An 18,078-nucleotide genomic window follows, 5' to 3' on the forward strand; every position below is an offset into this window, starting at 1 on the left:
ACGGCAGTTGTCCAGTGACGGACTGCAAGGAGACTCGGCATGACAATCAAAGGCAAGGCCTACATCATCGGGGCGTATGAACACCCCCTGCGCAAAGCGCCGGAGCACTCCGTGGCGCAGCTCCATGCGGAAGTCGCCAAAGGTGCGATCGAAGACGCGGGTCTGTCGCGGGACGACATCGACGGCTTCTTCTGCGCCGGCGACGCACCGGGTGCCAATGTCTGGTCGATGGCGAACTACCTCAACCTGAACCGGCTCCGGCATGTCGATTCCACGGATATGGGCGGATGCTCGTACCTGGCGCACGTGGCCCACGCGGCCGAGGCGATTGCGGCGGGAAAGTGCAACGTGGCGCTCATCACTCTTGCCGGGCGGCCGAATTCGGAGGGCATCTCCGGCACCCAGGTCCGCGTCCGCGGCGTCAATATGCCTGAGGCGCCGTATGAAATGCCCTACAGCCCGGTCACGCTGAACCTGTACGCCATGTGTGCCATGCGGCATATGTACGAGTTCGGCACGACCAGCGAGCAGCTGGCCTGGGTAAAGGTTGCCGCTTCGCACCATGCGCAATACAACGAAAACGCGATGCTGCGCAACGTCGTCACGGTGGACGACGTGCTGGCATCGCCGATGATCGCGGATCCGCTGCATCGGCTGGATTCCTGCGTCGTCAGCGACGGCGGTGGCGCAGTGATCGTGGCGCGCCCTGAGATCGCCAGAGCCTTGGCGCGCCCTCGCATCAAACTGCTGGGCGCAGGCGAATCGACCAAGCATCAGATGGCCGGCAAAGTCGACCTGAGCTATACCGGCGCGGCATGGACAGGCCCGCGGGCATTCGAGGAAGCAGGCGTCACCCCTGCCGACATTCAGTATGCGTCAATCTACGACAGCTTCACCATCACCGTGATCCTGCAGCTGGAAGACCTCGGCTTCTGCAAGAAGGGCGAAGGCGGCCGATTCGTTGCTGACGGCAACCTGATCTCCGGCGTGGGCAAGCTTCCGTTCAATACCGACGGTGGCGGCCTGTGCAATAACCATCCGGCAAATCGCGGCGGCATCACAAAGATCATCGAAGCGGTGCGCCAGCTGCGCGGCGAAGCCCGCCCGAGCGTGCAAGTGCCAGATTGCACACTTGCCCTGGCCACCGGCATCGGCGGAGCCATTGGCCACCGCCACGGCGCTGCCACGCTCATCATGGAAAGGGAGTAAATGACATGCCGACGTTTTCCGAAGCTCGCAAAATCAGCGACCCCGCCCTGAATCCGGGTGACGAGCCCTATTTCGCCGCCGCTGCCCAGGGAAAGCTGCTGCTCAAGGTTTGCCGCAACTGCGAGCAATCGCATCACTACCCGCGTGCCTTGTGTCCTTTTTGCTGGAGCAGCGATGTGCAATGGGCCGACAGCCAAGGGACCGGGGTGATCTACACCTACAGTGTTACGCGCCGCGGCGCCGGCACGCCATACTGCATCGCATACGTGACGTTGGATGAGGGCCCCACCATCCTGACGAATATCGTGGACACAGATTTGGACACGGTCCGGATCGGCCAGCGCGTCAGGGTGGTCTTCAAGACGTCGGAAGGCGGCACATCGGTCCCGATGTTCACGCTGGTGGCCGACACTACGCCCTGACCCGAATACTCGCCGGAGAATCCGATGGCAAGATCCATCGCTTTATATAGCGCCGTTGACGACATGCTCACCCATTACGCGGTGGATGTCGATTCCGCTACGCTTGTCAGGAAGGGAACCGTCCGGGTTCCCGCCAAGGTGCAATATGCCTGGCGGCATCCTGCCAAACCGTACTTGTATGTTTCCACCAGCAACGGTGGCCCGCGGGTCGAATCGGACTACAACCACGTCAGCGCATTTGCCATCGGCGCGGATGGCGCATTGCTTCCCCATGGGGAAAGCAAGCCATTGCCGCGTCGCGCCGTACATATGTGCGTGGATCCCTCAGGGAGCTATATCCTGAATGGCCACAACTATCCGTCGAGCGGGGTCACAGTGCATCGCGTAGAGGCCAATGGCGAAATCGGCGATCGCGTCGTGCAGGCCACCGCCCTGGACTGCGGCATTTATCCGCATCAGGTCATGGTCACGCCGTCGGGCCGCACCGCGGTGATCGTCGACCGCGGCAACAAGGCACAGGGCGACAAGCCGGAAGAGCCGGGGGCGTTGCGGACCTTCGGCTTCGAAGAAGGCCACCTCTCGGCGGGCGGCGTGGTAGCCCCGCAGGGGGGATATGGATTCGGCCCGCGCCACATCGCGTTCCATCCGTCAAAACCCTGGCTCTACGCATCGGACGAACGCACCAACCGGCTCTATATGTTCCGCTATAGCGAACGCGGCATCGAAGCGGCGCCTGCCTTCACCTGTTCAACGCTGCGTCAGCCGGAACTGGTGCGCCCGCGGCAAATCGGCGGGCCGATTCATGTCCATCCGGCCGGTCATTGTGTCTACGTTGCCAATCGGGCCGACCACACTGTCGCCGACGGCGAGCACAAGGTATTCGCAGGCGGCGAAAACAATATCGCGGTTTACGGGATCGACCCGGAAACGGGGGAACCGACGCTTCTCCAGCACGCCAACACGCAAGCCTTCCACATCCGCACCTTTGCCTGCGATCCGGGTGGGCGCCTGCTGGTTACGGCGAGCATCAAGGCCCTGGACGAGCGCGATGGCGACCATATCCGGCACGTGCCGGCGGCACTTTCGGTCTTTCGCATCGCGGCCGATGGCCGACTCGAGTTCTGCCGGAAGTACGATGTACAAACTTCAGGCAGCCAGCTCCAGTATTGGATGGGAATGGCAGGTCTTGACTAGTAGCCGGCAAATTGTCGACGAACGTTTATCCGCCCCACCTTAGTGAGTAAGAAACATGGATCTCGGAATCAAAGGAAAGACTGCGCTGATCACCGCCTCCAGCGGCGGCATGGGCAGGAACATTGCGCACGCCTTGGCTGCAGAGGGCGTCAACGTGGTGCTGTTCGCCCGCTCCGCTGACAAGCTGCAAGCCGTTGCGGATGAGATCGAACAGCAGCACGGCGTGAAGGCCGTTGCGGTCCCTGGCAATATGCTGGTTCGCGCCGACGTGGAACGTCTGGCCTCCGCGCTCCGGCAGCACGGCGGTGGACCCGACATTGTCGTCCTGAATACGTCACGCCCCCCCAACCCGATCCGCGCCACACTCGAAGAAACCGACGAGGAGCGCTGGAAGGAGGCGTACCAGAACCAGTTGTGGGGCACCATCCAGGTGGTTACCCACGTCATTCCGCTGATGCTCGACCGCAACTGGGGCCGGGTCATCGCCATCACGTCGGCTTCGGTCAAGCAGCCGATGCCGCATCACAGCCTGTCAACGGTGTTTCGCGCCGGCGTGACGGCTTATATGAAGCACCTGGCGAATGAGGTCGGCGCCAGTGGCATTACGGTGAACTGTGTTGCGCCCGCGTTGATCGACACGTCACACCGCAGCGGCGGTGCCGCCTATTCGGCGGAACAGACGGCCGCCCGCAAGAAACTGACGCCGCTGGGCCGGCTCGGTACCCAGCAGGAGACAACCGGCGTGGTGACGTTCCTGGCTTCGATGCAGGCGGGATTCGTCACTGGCGCGACGATTCCAGTGGAAGGCGGGATGGTGGGGTCGCTGCTCTGACGCGCAAGCGTCCGGCGAGCGGGAGTGAAGAGTGGTGGTAGGCCGCGTGCAGCATGCCTACCCCATTTGACCGTCTAGTCCAGCTTGCCGCCGAACTGCAGCGAAATATTGGCGGCGGCGCTGACCACTTGCTTGACGAGTTCCTTTTCCCGCGTCTGCAAGCGCACCGTCGGCGCACCAAGTGAAATGCAATAGTGCACTTCCTCGTGCACGTCCTTGATGGGAGCCGAGATCGCCGAGATGCCCAGCAGGCGTTCCCCATGCGAGACCGAATAGCCCTGCTCGCGCACTTTCTCGAACTCCGCGAGCACATCGGCCTTGGTTCGCTTGGTCGCCTTGGCGACCGCGGTGACGAGAGGCGCCGCCTCATCCTTGGGCATATACGCCATCAGCACCTTGGAACCGGAGCCCATGAGCAGCGGAATCTGCTCGCCCGCCTGGACCACCGCGCGCAGCGGCGATGCGTCCGTCGACACCGCGTCGATGCAGATGCGATTCTGGCCACTGACCGTATGCAGCGAGATTGTCTCCTTGGTCTTCTCCGCTAACTCGACCAGGATCGGGCGGGCGATCTCGCGGATGCCGAGCGTACTCTTGACCAGGCCGGCCAGCCGCGTGAAGCGGAACGAGAGGCAGTATTGTTGGTCTTCCAAGCGAACCAGATAGCCGGCCTGGTCCAGGCTCTGGACAATGCGGAACGTCGTAGACTTCGGCAGCTCGATGCGGTCAGCAATCTCCTGTAGCGTCAGGCTGCTCCGTTCGGCGGTGAAGCTTTCGAATACAGCAAGAATACGTTGCACCGAGCGCATCATTTGGAGGTATTCCATCCATGTTTTCAAACCCTGTATGGTACATCACGGCAGTGGGGTTGGCGCCTCGTCCCACGACGCCCGCGACATCCCCACCGCCATGGACCACCACTGGGCGCGACGCTACATCAGCCCGAATAGGTACCGCATTCGTCACTTCTAGTGTCCTGTGAGCGTGGTTTAGCGGCCTTCGAATACCGGCTTGCGCTTCTCCTTGTAAGCCAGGATTGCCTCCTTGTAGTCACGGGTCGACTGCACCACAGCCATATGCGAGGCAACCGTTTCAAGGCTCGTGCGCAAATCGGTGCGAAGCGATTGATACATCAGCTTCTTGATATCACGCGTCTGGATCGGCGGGCCGTCCGCCAGGCGAGCGGCGAAAGCGATCGTCTCTTGCATCAGGTCATCCGCGCTGCAAACCCGATTGACCAGCCCGATCCGCAGCGCTTCGTCCGCCGGCACGAAGTCGCCAGTCCAAAGCAGCTCCAAGGCCTTGGCTGGGCCCACCAGGCGCGGCAGGAAATAGCAACCCCCGTTGCCTGGCAAAAGGCCGACACGGATGTACGCCTCCGCAAACCTCGCGGTGCTCGCCGCAAAACGCAGATCGCACATCAGCGAAAGGTCCATGCCTGCCCCAACAGCCGCACCGTTCACTGCGGCAATCAGCGGTTTCTCGAACTCTTCCACCGCCAGCGCGACCTGATGTGTGACGTTCTGGAGCCGCTGCTTGCGTTCCAGCGGTGTCGGGTCGGCTTCCGAGCCACGTCGCCCGAGATCGCCGCCCGAGCAGAAGGCATCGCCGCTGCCAGTGATGACAAAGCTGCCGATGGCCGGGTCGTTGTTCGCCGTTTTCAGTGCCGTGCGCAGAAGCTCGAGCATTTCCTCGCTCAGCGCGTTCTTCTTTTCTGGTCGATTCAGGCGCGCAACCATCACGCGGCCAATCGTTTCAATTTCCAGATCTGCCACTTTCTCCTCCTGATTGTTAACGAGCCACGGATTCGGCCGTCGCGACGGCCTTGCGGTGCCGGGCATGCTGGGCACGCGCTTCCAGCAGCGCCGCCTTCAGCTGCCGGTTGATCCATTGCTTGTTGTCCGCAAACACGCGCCGCTCCTTGGCGCCCAACGTTCCCGCAAGCACCGTCGCCGCATGTTTAAGTTCGTCGGCGGGAACCACGACCGCGACCAATCCCCGCGTCAACGCCTCGCGTGCCGGCATGCGCCTGCCTGTCTGGATCAGGTCCAGCGCGAGCGCGCGTCCGCCGATGACCTCAAGAATGTTGGCCCCGGAGAATGTGGGAATGCCCAGGTCGATTTCCGGCAAAGACAGCGAGGCCGTGTCCGCCGCGACACAGGCGTCCGACAGCAATGCCAGCATGGCCCCGCCGCCGCTGGCGATGCCGTTCAGTACGGCAATGACCGGGACCGGGTTGTCCATCACGGCGTCCTGCAACGCTGCCAGTGCATGGGACCGGCGCTCGCGCTGACCCGCCATGTCACCGTCTTCCGGCTGCTCGCGTACGTCCGCGCCGCCACTGAACACGCGCCCCCCCGCGGCCGTTAGCAACACGGCCTTGACGGTGGGATCGCTCGCGCCCGCCCTGATCGCAGCGGTGATGCCCTCCATGATGGCGACTGTCATCGCGTTCGCCTTCTCCGCGCGATTAATCATGATCCATAGAAGATCGTCCGCGCGTTCGACTGCCAGACTGTCTTGCCTGCTATCCATGAAAGCTGTCTCCTGTCTATTTGTACTAAGCAGCCGCCCGCACCGCTTTGCTTCCGCCAGACACAAAGATGTCGGCAAAAAACTCGCTCTCTGGCAGGCGGCAAACGTTGGTAAAATCATTGCGGGCGGACTGCACGACGATTGGCGCGCCACACGCGTAGACCTGATGGCCGGACAGGTCCGGGTAGTCTTCCATCACGGCCTGGTGGACGAAGCCGGTGCGACCCTCCCAGGCATCCTCATCGCGAGCCTCGGACACCACCGGCACGTATCGGACGCCATATTTCTCCTGCCACGTCGTTGCCAACGCATCCAGATAGAGATCGGAAGGACGCCGGCCGCCCCAGTACAGGGTCATCGGACGGCCGCTTCCCTTGCTGGCCTCATGCTCGATCATGGCCTTGATCGGCGCGAATCCCGTGCCGCTGGCCACGAAGATAATCGGCTTCCCGCTCTGCGCTCGCACAAAAAACGCGCCTACCGGGCCTTCGATCCGTAGCAGGTCGTTCTCCTTCATGACATTGAAGACGTGGGTGCTGAACGGGCCGCCGTAGTTGCGCAGATGCAGCTCGACCAACTCCTGGTCCTCCGGCGAATTGGCCATCGACAGGCTGCGGCGAATGCCACCCGGCATCACAATATTGATGTACTGGCCAGGCAGGAACTTCAGCCGTTGCGCGGCAGGCAAGCGCAGGCGGATGCGCATGACGTCGTGCGCCAGCCGTTCCAGCTGATGTACGCGGCAAGGCAGGCGCACGATGGGGATGTCCATGTTTTCACGGACCACGCTGCTTGCGATCGCCAGCGCGGAGCGCGGCCTGGCCTGACAAAGCAGCGCATAGCCTTGCTCCCGCTCCGCCTCCGACAATACGCAGCTGTCGGCGTCGCCGTGATCCACATCGCCCTCCAGTACCTTGGCTTTGCAGGTGCCGCACGTGCCGGTGCGGCAGCCATGCGGCAGCGGAAAATTGTGGCTCAGCGCGGCGGAAAGGATCGTATCGCCCTCGCGCACGGCGAGCGTGTGGCCGACAGGCTCGAACGTGACCGGGTGCGTCACTGGTTCCATCACGGTCTCGTTCATGACGGTTCTCCGGAGACCGGCTGTGATGTGGTGTGACCACGGGGAATGATGACAGCGTCGGCGGCCACCACGCCATTGGGCAGGACAAACAGCGGGTTGATGTCGACCTCGCCCACCTGATGGCGGGATTCCCAGGCAAATTGTGACAGCGCAGCCAGCGCGCGCGCCGCCGCATCGACATCCAGCGCCGGCTTGCCCCGGACACCGTCCAGGATGCGACGGCATTTCAGTTCATCGAGCATCTCCCGCGCGGTCACCTCGTCAAACGGTGCCAGCCTGCAGCTCGTGTCGCCAAGGAGTTCGGCATAGATGCCGCCCGCACCGACCGCCACTACCGGACCGAAGACCTCGTCGTTGACCACGCCCGCAATCAGTTCGAAGCCACCCTGGATCATTTCCGTCACCAGCACGCCGGAGATGCGGGCGGCCGGCGCCTTCTGGCTCGCATTGTCCAGCACCTCGGCGATCGCTGCCTCCAGTTCGGCGCGCGTGCGGATACCCACCTTGACACCGCCCACTTCCGTCTTGTGCGCGATGTCAGGCGAGACGATCTTGACCACCAGCGGTGCGGTCATCCTGTCGAAGACGACAGCGTCCTCGACATCACTGACGATCACATCGTTGGACACAGGAATGCCGGCTGCCGCAAGAATGGCTTTCGCATCGGCCTCGGATAGCGACGCACCCTCCGCGTTACGCGGGAACACTTCGCTCGGTGCCGCCGCATTTCGCGAAGCGGACGAGGCTTTGGCGCGTTCGATACGCGCGCGGGCCTGCCGGTAGTTGGCCAGCATTGCCAGCGCACCGGCCGCGCGCGAAGGCGAAGGCAGCACAGGAATGTTCGACCGCGCGAACACCGACAGCGCTTCGCCGATCTGGCTGGCTGGTGCCGAGGAGAAGACCACGATCGGCTTTTCGCTCGACCCGGCGATTTCGCCCAGCACCTCGGCAGCCACCACGCTCCCGGCCTTGCCGGTTGTCGCGATATTCACGCATACCGCGTGCACATTGGGATCCTCCAGCGTGGCCCGTACCGCCGTTTCCAGATTGGCGCGATTGCCCGCGGAGAAGTAGCCTGCGGTCAGATCGATGGGATTGTGGACTGCCCCGATATTCGGAATGACCGTTTGCAGGCTAGCCTGGGTCTTTTCGGTCAGTTCGCACAGAGACAGGCCCGCCGGTTCACCGGCGTCGGCAAAGACGATCGCGGAGCCGCCGGAAACGCCCATCACCGCCACCCCGCCGCCCGCCGGATACTTCCCGCCTTCCAGTGCCTTCAGGTAGTCAACCGCCTGGTCGATTTCCCGGATCTCCACGATACCGCTTTGCTTGAAGGCCGCCGAATAGTAGTCATAGCTGCTGGTCATGCTTGCGGTATGCGACGCCGCGGCGCGCGCGCCCTGCTCGGTCACCCCTGCCTTCCACAGCAGCAGCGGCTTGCCACGGGCCATGGCACGTTGGCCAACGTCGAGCAGCGCCCGACCGTCCCGGGTCCCTTCGATATAGGCAAGGATGACCTTCGTTTCGTCGTCATCGATCAGGGCATCGATAAGCTGGACGGCATCGATATCGCTTTCATTGCCGGTAGCGATCACATGCCGGAAGCCGATGCCGGCCGCCTCGCATGCCAGCGCGATGCTGTAGCCAAAGCCGCCGCTTTGGGTCACCAGCGAGACGGAACCCGGCTTGAGCTTCGGCTCGCGGGTGATGCTGCCAAAGGCGGCATAGACATTGGCGTGAATGTTTGCAAAGCCCAGGCAGTTCGGCCCCACGATGCGCATGCCGGATCCACGCGCGATCTCCAGCATCCGTCGTTCGCGCTCCACCCCTTCAGGGCCGCTTTCGCGGAAGCCACCGCTGAGGATCAGCGCAAACGGCACGCGCTTCTGCGCTGCCATTTCCACCACCGGCAGCACGCCCTTGGCCGGGACACCGATGACGACCAGATCCACGTCTTCCTCAATATCGGCAACGGACCCGTAGCACTTCATGCCGTCGAACTGCTCGTACTTCGGATTCACCGGGAAGATCTTGCCGCTGTAGCCGTTCTTGAGGAGTGCCCGCACAACCTGCGAACCCGGGCGCGCGACGTCGTCAGAGACACCCACCACGGCGATTGAGCGAGGCTCGAATAGATGACTGAATTTGTTCATACCAAGAGTTGATCCCTTCCCGAGAACATCGGGACAAAACTGCGCACTGATGCGCGACAACGTCTGCGACGAGCAGCCCCCAGCGGGCCAGGCGCTGTGCCGGCTCCGATAGCCCTGACTTTAGTCCGACCCGTCTGGACAGTCAACGTTTTTGGAATCGGTTCCACTGTTCAGAACCAACCAGCTCACATGTTTATGGTTCCGTTGACTGAAACTGATGCTATTCATCAAAACTTCTGCTAGGATGAGTCCATGGGTTGCCCGGCTGCTCTGAGCAACCCGCAAACCAGCGAGGGAATCTTTCGCGACCTGCGGCAGACGCAAAGGAGAAATGACTATGATTTACACGCGAAGTGGCGCCGACGCCTTGGCAAAACGGAATGTTGTGGTCTCCCCGGGGACCGGCAATAAGCATTGGGGAACCGTTTACTTCGGCCCGCGCTCTTCAAACGAGCGGCAGCCGGGTCCTCAGGCCACGATGTCGGAGTTGGACGCCAACGAAACGATCGTCCCGCATTTTCACGGTGTGACGATGTTTCAACTTTTCGTCGCCGGGTCGGGCACCATTGGTAACCGCGGCCAGGTGCTCCAACCCCTGACCGTTCAGTTCAAGGATCACCACACTGCGTATGGCCCGATCGTTTCCGGCCCCCAGGGCCTGTCATTCGTGGCGATGCGCATGTACACCGGGAATTCCGAGCCGATCTATCTCGACAAGCCGGGATACCGCGAGAAGCTGGAGCAAAGCAAACGCCGGCACCTGACTTCGGAACCGGTGCGCTTTTCCACCGAGCCGGTTCTCAAATCGCGCAAGGAAGTGGCATGGGAGACGTTGTTCGCGGACGAATCGGATGGCATGGCTGCGCAGGTGGTGCGGCTCGGTGAGGGTATGACGGTACAGGGCCCTGACCCCCGTGCAGCGGGCGGCTACTACATCTTTGTCGGCAACGGCAGCCTCGTTCATGGCGACGAAGAACTGCCGCAGTGGTCCATGGTGGTTGTGGAGCCGACTGAAGAGAAGTTCGAGATCCGTGCCGGCGCCAAAGGCCTGGAGGCGATGGTGCTGCAATATCCGCGGGAAGAGCGGGCGGCTTGGTGATTGCCGGGGGGGAATGCCCCCTCTACCGAATGTCTCACCTTCGGGGATGCACAACGGATCCGAAGGCTTTTCCCGCGTTCGCGGGAATTTTTTTGTCCGTTGAAGAAAGCGAAAAAGCCACGGTCGTCCCCGCACCCGCGGGAATGACTGTGGCTTGACGGAACGGTCTTACCTTGCAACAGGGCCGTTCGCCCCGGCGCGCTGCGCAATGCAGGGCGCCGGAGCACGAATGACCCGGACTTTGTATCGCGCCCGCCTCAGGCGGTGACGATCACCTCGTCCCCTTCCACATGGAAGGTATGCGGCATATCCTCGGATGCCCATTCCATGTAGTCGAGAACCTCGTCGAACTTCGGGTGCCCGCGCCGCAGGACTTCCGGCCGGTACCGCTGGTCCATGGCCATGGGCAGGAATCCGACGCGCACCACCCCCTCCTTCGACACCACCGCTTTCGCAAGCAGGCTCAGGGTACAGGCCTTGCCATATGGCATGAGCGGGAAATCGGGATCGAGATCCGTGTGGTTCCGGACCGCGCCGTGTGCCCATGCCGGCTCCGCCCAGGACGGCGCCGGGAAGCCCTTCGTCATGGCAAACACGCCCAGGCTGTAGAAGATTGTCTTGCCCTTGTAGACTTCCACCGCTTTCGGAATGTGCGGCGCATGCGCAACGACGAGGTCGGCGCCCGCATCGATGGCGGCGTGCGAAACGGCTACCTGGTAGTCAGCGATAACCCGCGGCAGCCGAATGACGCCGGAGTGAAAAGCGAGAATGACAATATCCACTTCCTCACGCAACGCACGGATGTCCTCCAGCAGCATGGCCAGATCCTCAGGATCGGGCTCCGTCCGGATGCCGACCGGTTGGTGCGGGCCGCGAGTTTCGTAGGATGTCCTGATCCGGATCGACGTGACGCCCGGCTTGTCGGGCCTGGCTTCGCTGCCGGCCGCGGCGACTGACGTATAGCCAAGGTAGGCCACCTTCACGCCGTTCTTTTCCACGATCGCGGCATGGCGGGCTTCCTCGAGATCCCGACCCGCACCCGTCACCTGGATACCGCGCGAATTCAGCAATTCGCGAGTATCCAGCATGGCATCCGGCCCGGCGTCATAGGTATGGTTGTTCGCCATGGTGACGGCGTCGAACATGCCGTTGGTGTAGATCTCCGCCATCTCGACCGGCTGCGCGACCTGTGGGGCGTGCTCCGCCCGGATGCCCCGGTCCGAATAGGTCCGCATGCAGTTCACAAACCGCATGTCCGCCTGCGCGAGCGCGGGACGCACCAACTCCGTGTAGCTCTCTATCGGGAATCCATCCCGCGGCCCATGCGCAGGACCACAATCGCCACCGATCAACACCGTCACACTGCCAGACATAACTCTCTCCTCACAACGCCATTTAGTTCCACTACTCGGAATCAATGCCACCAACAAGAACTGATGTTAGCACCGGCCGGGTTGCGTGCCAAGCCGAGCACCATCGCCCGGCCTTGGCAGTGAACCTGCGCCACTTACCCTTTCCGTGCTATTGGCCCTCGGCCTTGATGTTGGCGGCCCGGATCAGTTCGCCCCATCGCCGGTAGTCCTGCGCCACGAAGGCGGCCATCTCATCACTATTGGATCCTACGGGATCGGCTCCATTGGCTTGGAAGCGTTCGCGTACGTCGCTGCTATTCATGATTTTGACGACAGCCTGGCTGAGCCGTTCGACAACCTCGCGCGGCATCTTTGCCGGGCCGACCAGGCCGTACCACCCGGAGCTGCCGCTAAGGTCCTTCAGGCCCCCTTCTGCCAGAGTCGGGACATCCGGCAGCAGGCTGGACCGGCTGGCTCCGGTAACTGCAATGGCGCGCACCTTGCCGGACCGGATCGACGGCAATGCGGCAACGACGGTGGGCAGCGACATGTCGACGTAGCCGGCCATGACATCGTTCAATGCCGGGGCCGAACCCTTGTAAGGCACGAACGAAAACTTGACGTTGGCCGCCCGCTGCAACAACTCCGTCGCCAGATGACCCGGCGCCGCCTGGCCGGTCGTAGCCGACGTCAGCGGCGTCTTGCTCGAACGGGCAAGACGCAGCAACTCATCCAGATTGCGCGCCGGCAGTTTCGGGTTGACCACAATTACGTTGGGAACATTGGCCAAGAGCGATATCGAGGTGAAATCCTTGAGCGGATCACGCGATTTCGTGTACAGGTATGGATTGGTCGTCATTCCCATTGAAGTCAACAACAGCGTGTAGCCATCGGGAGCGGCGGCCGCAACGGTATTGGCCGCGACCATGCCATTGGCGCCGCCGAGGTTCTCGATGACGACAGGCTGGCCCAATGCCTTGTACAGCCTTTCCCCGACCAGCCGCCCGATCAGGTCGGTCGAGCCGCCCGGCGGAAAGCCGATCAGCAGCTTGATCGGTTTGTCGGGATAGGCTGCATGGGCCTGACCCGGCTGCATCAATGCCGCACCGGCAGCGAGCAAAGGCAGTGAAATGAGCAAACGGCGAATACGCTTCGACTGCAATGGAACCATTGTCTCCATGATTCTGTCTCCAGGGTGGGATGGGATTGCGCGCGCCGCTGTCTGCGGCGTCTGTCCTGACAGGCCCCGTGCCGAATCACTTCGGCACGGTGGTCAAATCTTGCTCGGGTCCGCTTACATCCGGTCGGTTCGCCCACCGTCCACATGGAGCGTGTGGCCGGTAACAAAGCTGGAATCGTCGCTGGCGAAAAACAGTACCGCTGCGGCAAGCTCTTCCAGCCGCCCCGGCCGGTTAAGGACAGCCATGCTCGTGCGAACACGGATATGCTCTGCCACCTCATCCGGGTTCCGCGTTGCGCCCGTGAGCGGTGTCAGGAAGAAGCCCGGCGCCACACAGTTGACATTGACACCGCTTGGGCCAAGTTCTCGCGCCAGTGTCTTGGTCAGTTGAATCACTGCAGCCTTGGCAGAGGCATAAGGCGCGCTGGCACCCGCGGTCAGTTCGCCGATATGCGGCGTGGTCCCGGTACCCAGGCTCGAAGAGATATTGACGATCTTGCCGTACTGCTGCCGTTCCATGTACGGCGCTGCTGCCTGCGCGCAGAAAAACACACCTTTGAGGTCGAGGTCGAGCACCGCGTTCCAGTCCGCATCGCCCATACTGCCGAACGGCCGGTAGCGGGTGACGCCCGCGTTGTTGACGAGGATGTCGACTCGCCCTTCGGCGGCGACCACGTCTTCCATGAAATTGCGCAGTTTCTGCTGCTGTGTCACGTCGACCCTGTACGCACGTGCCTTGCCGCCCAGGCCTTGAATCTCTTCCGCGGTCGCCGCCATCGCCGCTTCATTCACATCAACGATGATGACGATGGCCCCTTCGCCAGCAAAGCGCAAGGCGATGGCCTTGCCGAGGCCGGAGGCCCCACCCGTGACGATCGCCACCTTTTCTTTCAGTCGCATCTTCATTCTCCTTGATCGAACTGAAGAAATTGTAGGTGTCGAAGTTGCGGTAATGGGTCGTGCATCGTCAACGCTGCATTGCAAGTCATTCAATGTCACGCTGCAAAGGCGGTACATGCATCGCCCTATGATGCTGATCACGGGCCGGCTGGCAAGGCCGGAACTCGATGCTGGAATACCACCACTAGGAGATAAAGAATGCTGTGGATGATCAACTGCACTGACAAGCCGAATTCCTCTGCCCTGCGCGAACAATACCTGACCACACATCGCGCTTATCTCGATGGCTGGAACGACAAGATCTTTTTCTCCGGCCCGCAACAAAGCGACGATGGCTCGGTGTTCGTCGGAAGCTTTTTCATTATCGACGTACCGAGCCGCGCGGAGGCGCAGCGCTTCATCGAAGGCGAAACGTTTCACGCTGCGGGCGTGTTTGAATCGGTAAATATCCGCCGGCTGAAGAAGGGGCGATTCCATCCGCAGGTGGCTGACGCCGTCTAAGCGGCCAACGTTAATGCCGACCCGCGCCGAGGCGGGTCGCGCGTCATCATGGCGGGCTGGCGGCAGAGGCCAGTCGACCGTCTGCCGTCGTCCCCCATACAGCCCTTCGCTACGGGTGAAGCAGTCGCGTCAACGTCGTCGTTGATTTCAGCGATTCCAGTCTCTGCACCACGGCGACCACTTCCTGAGCAGGAATTGGAAGGCCAGACAGGCTTGCCAACCGATTGAACTTGGCGATCTGCTCTCCGATATCGCACGGATTTCCGGGCGTTCCGTGCGCGTCGCGCGTCTCGGCATGCCGCACTTCGCCATCCTTCAAGTGGACTTCCACGCGGCACGCAAACTGCTTTGGATAGACTTCATCGGCAACAGGATCCACCAACAGCTCGACCCGCTTCGCCAGCTCGGCGCGGACCGGGTCGCGAATCGCATCCATGCTGAATGCCTGCGGATCTCCCGGATCCCCGGTAAGCGCGACCGCTGCACAGTAGGGGATGCTGTACTGCGCATCCATGGTGTCGGCCACCTCCGTATTGCCGTTGTACCGCACGGCAAAGGCACTGGTCGCGACGACGATCCTGGTGACCTTGTGCGCTTCGACACCGCCCTGCTCCCGCATCGCGAGCAGCAATTGCACTACCCCCTGGATCCAGCCACAGATTGGATACACCTTTACCCAGACGTCATCGATGGCCCACCTGGCACCCAGGCCTGCATCCAGCAGCGCCGGTTGCGCCGTGTTGCCGCTGAAGGCCTCAAGCAATCCGAACTTACCATCGATGGCCGCAGGCGGCGCGGTAAAGCCGCGTCGCGCCAGCATCGCCATGCGAACCGCTGCTTCGGCGGCGCGGCCAGCGTGCATGCGCTTGACCATGCCTGCGGAGCCGACCGCGAAGTTCTTGACACCGGATGCGCAGGAACACGCCAACCCCACCGCGTTGAGCAGCTGGTCCAGCGGCAGGCGCATCGCCACGCCCGCTGCAATCGCCCCGGCGATGGGGCCAACCACGCTGGTCTTGTGAAAGCCACGCTGCGAGGGGTCCATGCCCAACGCCATGCTGATACGCGCGGTCGCCTCGTACCCCGCCACGATGGCCCGTAGCATCTGCACACCGGAGGCCTCCACGGCTTCAGCTGCGGCGAGCACGGCTGGCACGATGACCGCCCCCGGGTGAATCAGGGCCTCGGACAGCAAGTCGTCCAGCTCGAACCCATGGATCGCCGTTCCGTTGCACAGCGCCGCATGACTGGGCGCGACCTTGCCGACTCTGCCTACGATGGTGCAAGGACCGTGCGTGCCGTCCCCCAGCACCTCCGCGGCCATGATCTCGCTCCAGGGCTGAAGTGCTCCGAGCAGTGCGCAGCCCAAGGCATCGAGCAGGCACCAACGGGCTTTCTCCATGGGGGCGCGCGGGGTTTCGCTGCCAAGCCCGTGCAGAAATTCGATGAGCCTGCGTGTGTGGCCTTGCGGCTGATGTGGCGTCTCAGTGATGGGTGTCATTATGATCGGGTTCCAAATGATCGACAGAAATGGCGGCGCGCACCCGCCTTGCCTTACCTGGCTTCGATATGCGCCGCCTTCACGACTCCAGTCCAACGCTCAACGTCCTTGACGAGGAATGTGTTCATGTCCGCGCCATTTGACCCGACCGGTTCGGCGCCTTCGGCGATGAAGCGCTCCCTGACATCGGGCAACTTCATGATCTTTGCGACCTCGTTGCTGAGCAGTGCGGCAACGTCCTTCGGCATGCCGGCCGGCCCCACCAGCCCATACCACCCGCCAGTGTCGTAGCCCGGCACACCCGCCTCCGCAATGGTCGGTACATCTGGCATCAACGGCGAGCGCTTGCCGCCCGTGACCGCCAGCGCCCGGACCTTGCCAGCCTTGACCAGCGGCAAGGCGGTCGGAATCGTCGGAAACGAGAGATCGACGTGGCCGCCGACCAGGTCGTTGATTGCCGGCCCCGAGCCCTTGTAGGGAACGTGATCCAACTGGATGCCGGCCATCACCTGCAACAACGCGCCAGACAGGTGTCCCGGGGACCCATTGCCCGCGGAAGCCTGCGTCAACGGCGAAGGGCGTGTACGCGCCAGTGCCAGCAGTTCGCCAAGGTTCTTCGCCGGCACACCGGGATAGGTGACCAGAACATTGGGGACAATGGCAAGCAGGGAGATCGGGGTGAAGCCCTTGACCGGGTCGTAGTGCACCCGCTTCGTCAACAGTGGATTCGTCGTGAGCCCGATCGAAGACAGCATCAACGTATAGCCGTCTGGTGGCGAACTCGCGGTGGCATCGCTCGCGATCAATCCGTTAGCGCCAGGCCGGTTTTCCACCACCACGGGCTGGCCCAGTGCCGCGGACAGTTTTTGCGCGACCAGGCGTGCCGCGACATCGGTAAAGCCTCCCGGCGCGAATCCGACGAGGATCCTGACAGGCCGATTGGGATAGGGGCGTTGCGCCCAGACGCCGCCGGCTGTCGAAGCGACCGCCAATGCCAGTGTCGAGGTCAACAGCCTTCTGCGTGAAATAAGCTTGCTCATACCTGTCTCCTGCCGGACGTCAGTTGGTCAACTGCTGCAAGCGTTCTACGACGCGTTTGTTCACGAGGATGCCTTGCTTGCGTCGGAGTTCCCGCTCGCGAAAGCCGCGCTCCGACGGAATGCGGATTTCCGCGACACCGACTTGCCGCGGAAGTCCCCTGATCATGGCCAGGAGTTCCTCCATTTCCGACGTGAACTGTTCAGTCGGCATCAGGAGTTCCGGATTGAAGGCCACGAAAAGGTAGCCAAAGTCGCTCACGTCGCCACTTCGCATCCGGGCGCCGGCCATCAATCCGAGCGCCTGGATGGCGAGGGACAGGCCATATCCCTTGTGTCCGCCGAAGGGCAGCACACCGCCCTCCAGCAGCTCGCTCGCTACGCGCGTCGGTTCGCCGTGCTTGTCAATGCCAACGACCTGATGAAACGCCTCGCCGAGAAATGCTTTCATAAGGAGCTCGCCCGACATGACCGAGGCTGTGCCCATGTCAAAGATGAACGGATCGACCTTGCCTGGTAGCGCAATGGCAAGCGGATTGGTGCCGAGCGCCTTGCGGACGGCACCAGGTGGCACCACGGTGGGACTGCTGCTACCAAAGTAAAGCGTGGCGAACCCTTCCCGGGCGATCTTCTCCAGGTAATAGGCATTGCGGCCGGCAAACCAGCTGTTCCTCAGGCCGACTATGGCAATGCCGGACTGGCGTACCTTCTCGATGACGACTTCGACAGCACGATTGAGCGAGATGTAGCCAACATTGTTTCCGCCATCGAGCAACGCTGACACGGGCGTCTCCCGCACGACCGCTACCGGCGCACGCGGCTTCTTCAGCTCCGGCCTTTCGGCAATGACGAGAATTCGGGGCAAACCCGCAAATTCATAGCCCCACGTGGCAGCGTCAACCAGGTGTGTTGCGATTACTGCAGCCTCTTCCGGCGAGTACCCGAGCTTGACCAGGGCGTCCTCGCCGAGCGCTCTTGCCGCGCTCACGCTCATGCGAATGGTGTCGTCGTTGTCGGTATCCAGCAGCTTTTCGGTCATGGTATCGAATCGAGTATCGATGTTGAGAGGGGGCGAGCGGACG

At 62.4% G+C, this 18,078-nt stretch carries 17 protein-coding genes; 6 read left to right on the forward strand and 11 right to left on the reverse strand.

Features of this window, described 5'->3' with window-relative positions; translation table 11 throughout:
- Positions 1–39 precede the first annotated feature (39 nt).
- The 4 genes from ABNX08_RS39945 to ABNX08_RS39960 are packed head-to-tail and all read left to right on the forward strand — an operon-like array spanning position 40 to position 3,657.
- Positions 40–1,209, forward strand: coding sequence for a thiolase domain-containing protein (locus tag ABNX08_RS39945; protein ID WP_349607701.1), 1,170 nt, complete (start codon positions 40–42; stop codon positions 1,207–1,209).
- Between the two features lie 5 nt (positions 1,210–1,214).
- Complete coding sequence (locus ABNX08_RS39950; RefSeq protein ID WP_349607700.1) at positions 1,215–1,631, forward strand: Zn-ribbon domain-containing OB-fold protein; 417 nt, start codon at positions 1,215–1,217, stop codon at positions 1,629–1,631.
- 24 nt (positions 1,632–1,655) lie between these two features.
- Positions 1,656–2,825, forward strand: coding sequence for a beta-propeller fold lactonase family protein (locus ABNX08_RS39955; protein WP_349607698.1), 1,170 nt, complete (start codon positions 1,656–1,658; stop codon positions 2,823–2,825).
- Between the two features lie 55 nt (positions 2,826–2,880).
- Positions 2,881–3,657 (forward strand): SDR family oxidoreductase, encoded by a 777-nt coding sequence (locus ABNX08_RS39960; protein WP_349607696.1) that lies wholly within the window; start codon positions 2,881–2,883, stop codon positions 3,655–3,657.
- 74 nt (positions 3,658–3,731) lie between these two features.
- Here ABNX08_RS39960 and ABNX08_RS39965 read toward each other — a convergent pair whose 3' ends face one another.
- The 5 genes from ABNX08_RS39965 to ABNX08_RS39985 all read right to left on the reverse strand — a co-directional run bounded on the left by ABNX08_RS39965 (position 3,732) and on the right by ABNX08_RS39985 (position 9,486).
- Positions 3,732–4,469: an IclR family transcriptional regulator gene (locus tag ABNX08_RS39965; RefSeq protein WP_035816008.1), complete on the reverse strand. Its 738-nt coding sequence runs from the start codon at positions 4,467–4,469 to the stop codon at positions 3,732–3,734.
- A 177-nt stretch (positions 4,470–4,646) separates the two neighbouring features.
- A complete protein-coding gene (locus ABNX08_RS39970; RefSeq protein ID WP_349607694.1) occupies positions 4,647–5,432 on the reverse strand; it encodes an enoyl-CoA hydratase-related protein in 786 nt (261 codons plus the stop codon).
- Between the two features lie 16 nt (positions 5,433–5,448).
- The gene (locus ABNX08_RS39975) at positions 5,449–6,192 is read right to left on the reverse strand and encodes an enoyl-CoA hydratase/isomerase family protein (protein WP_349607692.1); all 744 of its coding nucleotides are present in this window, start codon (positions 6,190–6,192) and stop codon (positions 5,449–5,451) included.
- Between the two features lie 25 nt (positions 6,193–6,217).
- Positions 6,218–7,273, reverse strand: a complete 1,056-nt coding sequence (locus ABNX08_RS39980) for a CDP-6-deoxy-delta-3,4-glucoseen reductase (protein ID WP_349607690.1) — start codon at positions 7,271–7,273, stop codon at positions 6,218–6,220.
- Positions 7,270–9,486: an acetate--CoA ligase family protein gene (locus ABNX08_RS39985; protein WP_349607688.1), complete on the reverse strand. Its 2,217-nt coding sequence runs from the start codon at positions 9,484–9,486 to the stop codon at positions 7,270–7,272. Before ABNX08_RS39985 ends, ABNX08_RS39980 begins: the two co-directional genes overlap by 4 nt.
- 277 nt (positions 9,487–9,763) lie before the next feature.
- Here ABNX08_RS39985 and ABNX08_RS39990 point away from each other — a divergent pair, with 277 nt between their 5' ends.
- The gene (locus ABNX08_RS39990) at positions 9,764–10,525 is read left to right on the forward strand and encodes a hypothetical protein (protein ID WP_349607686.1); all 762 of its coding nucleotides are present in this window, start codon (positions 9,764–9,766) and stop codon (positions 10,523–10,525) included.
- A gap of 257 nt (positions 10,526–10,782) precedes the next feature.
- On the opposite strand, the gene ABNX08_RS39995 is transcribed toward ABNX08_RS39990, so the two are convergent.
- From ABNX08_RS39995 to ABNX08_RS40005, 3 genes are all read right to left on the reverse strand, one after another.
- A complete protein-coding gene (locus tag ABNX08_RS39995) occupies positions 10,783–11,898 on the reverse strand; it encodes a CapA family protein (RefSeq protein ID WP_349607684.1) in 1,116 nt (371 codons plus the stop codon).
- A gap of 148 nt (positions 11,899–12,046) precedes the next feature.
- A complete protein-coding gene (locus tag ABNX08_RS40000) occupies positions 12,047–13,057 on the reverse strand; it encodes a tripartite tricarboxylate transporter substrate binding protein (RefSeq protein ID WP_349607682.1) in 1,011 nt (336 codons plus the stop codon).
- 114 nt (positions 13,058–13,171) lie between these two features.
- The gene (locus tag ABNX08_RS40005; RefSeq protein ID WP_349607680.1) at positions 13,172–13,957 is read right to left on the reverse strand and encodes a glucose 1-dehydrogenase; all 786 of its coding nucleotides are present in this window, start codon (positions 13,955–13,957) and stop codon (positions 13,172–13,174) included.
- Positions 13,958–14,155: 198 nt separating this feature from the next.
- On the opposite strand from ABNX08_RS40005, the gene ABNX08_RS40010 reads away from it, so the two are divergent.
- Positions 14,156–14,458: a YciI family protein gene (locus ABNX08_RS40010; protein ID WP_349607678.1), complete on the forward strand. Its 303-nt coding sequence runs from the start codon at positions 14,156–14,158 to the stop codon at positions 14,456–14,458.
- Between the two features lie 109 nt (positions 14,459–14,567).
- Here ABNX08_RS40010 and ABNX08_RS40015 read toward each other — a convergent pair whose 3' ends face one another.
- Genes ABNX08_RS40015 through ABNX08_RS40025 form a run of 3 tightly spaced genes read right to left on the reverse strand, consistent with a single transcriptional unit; the run spans position 14,568 to position 18,035 of the window.
- Entirely contained in the window at positions 14,568–15,959 is a 1,392-nt protein-coding gene (locus ABNX08_RS40015) for an MmgE/PrpD family protein (RefSeq protein WP_349607676.1), read from the reverse strand.
- Between the two features lie 53 nt (positions 15,960–16,012).
- Positions 16,013–16,999 carry a tripartite tricarboxylate transporter substrate binding protein gene (locus ABNX08_RS40020; protein WP_349607674.1) on the reverse strand — a complete coding sequence of 329 codons (987 nt, stop codon included), beginning with the start codon at positions 16,997–16,999 and terminating at the stop codon, positions 16,013–16,015.
- A 19-nt stretch (positions 17,000–17,018) separates the two neighbouring features.
- Positions 17,019–18,035 carry an Ldh family oxidoreductase gene (locus ABNX08_RS40025; protein ID WP_349607672.1) on the reverse strand — a complete coding sequence of 339 codons (1,017 nt, stop codon included), beginning with the start codon at positions 18,033–18,035 and terminating at the stop codon, positions 17,019–17,021.
- Positions 18,036–18,078 lie beyond the last annotated feature (43 nt).

The sequence above is a fragment of the Cupriavidus sp. DF5525 genome (assembly GCF_040149425.2).
Taxonomy (GTDB): Bacteria; Pseudomonadota; Gammaproteobacteria; order Burkholderiales; family Burkholderiaceae; genus Cupriavidus; species Cupriavidus pickettii_A.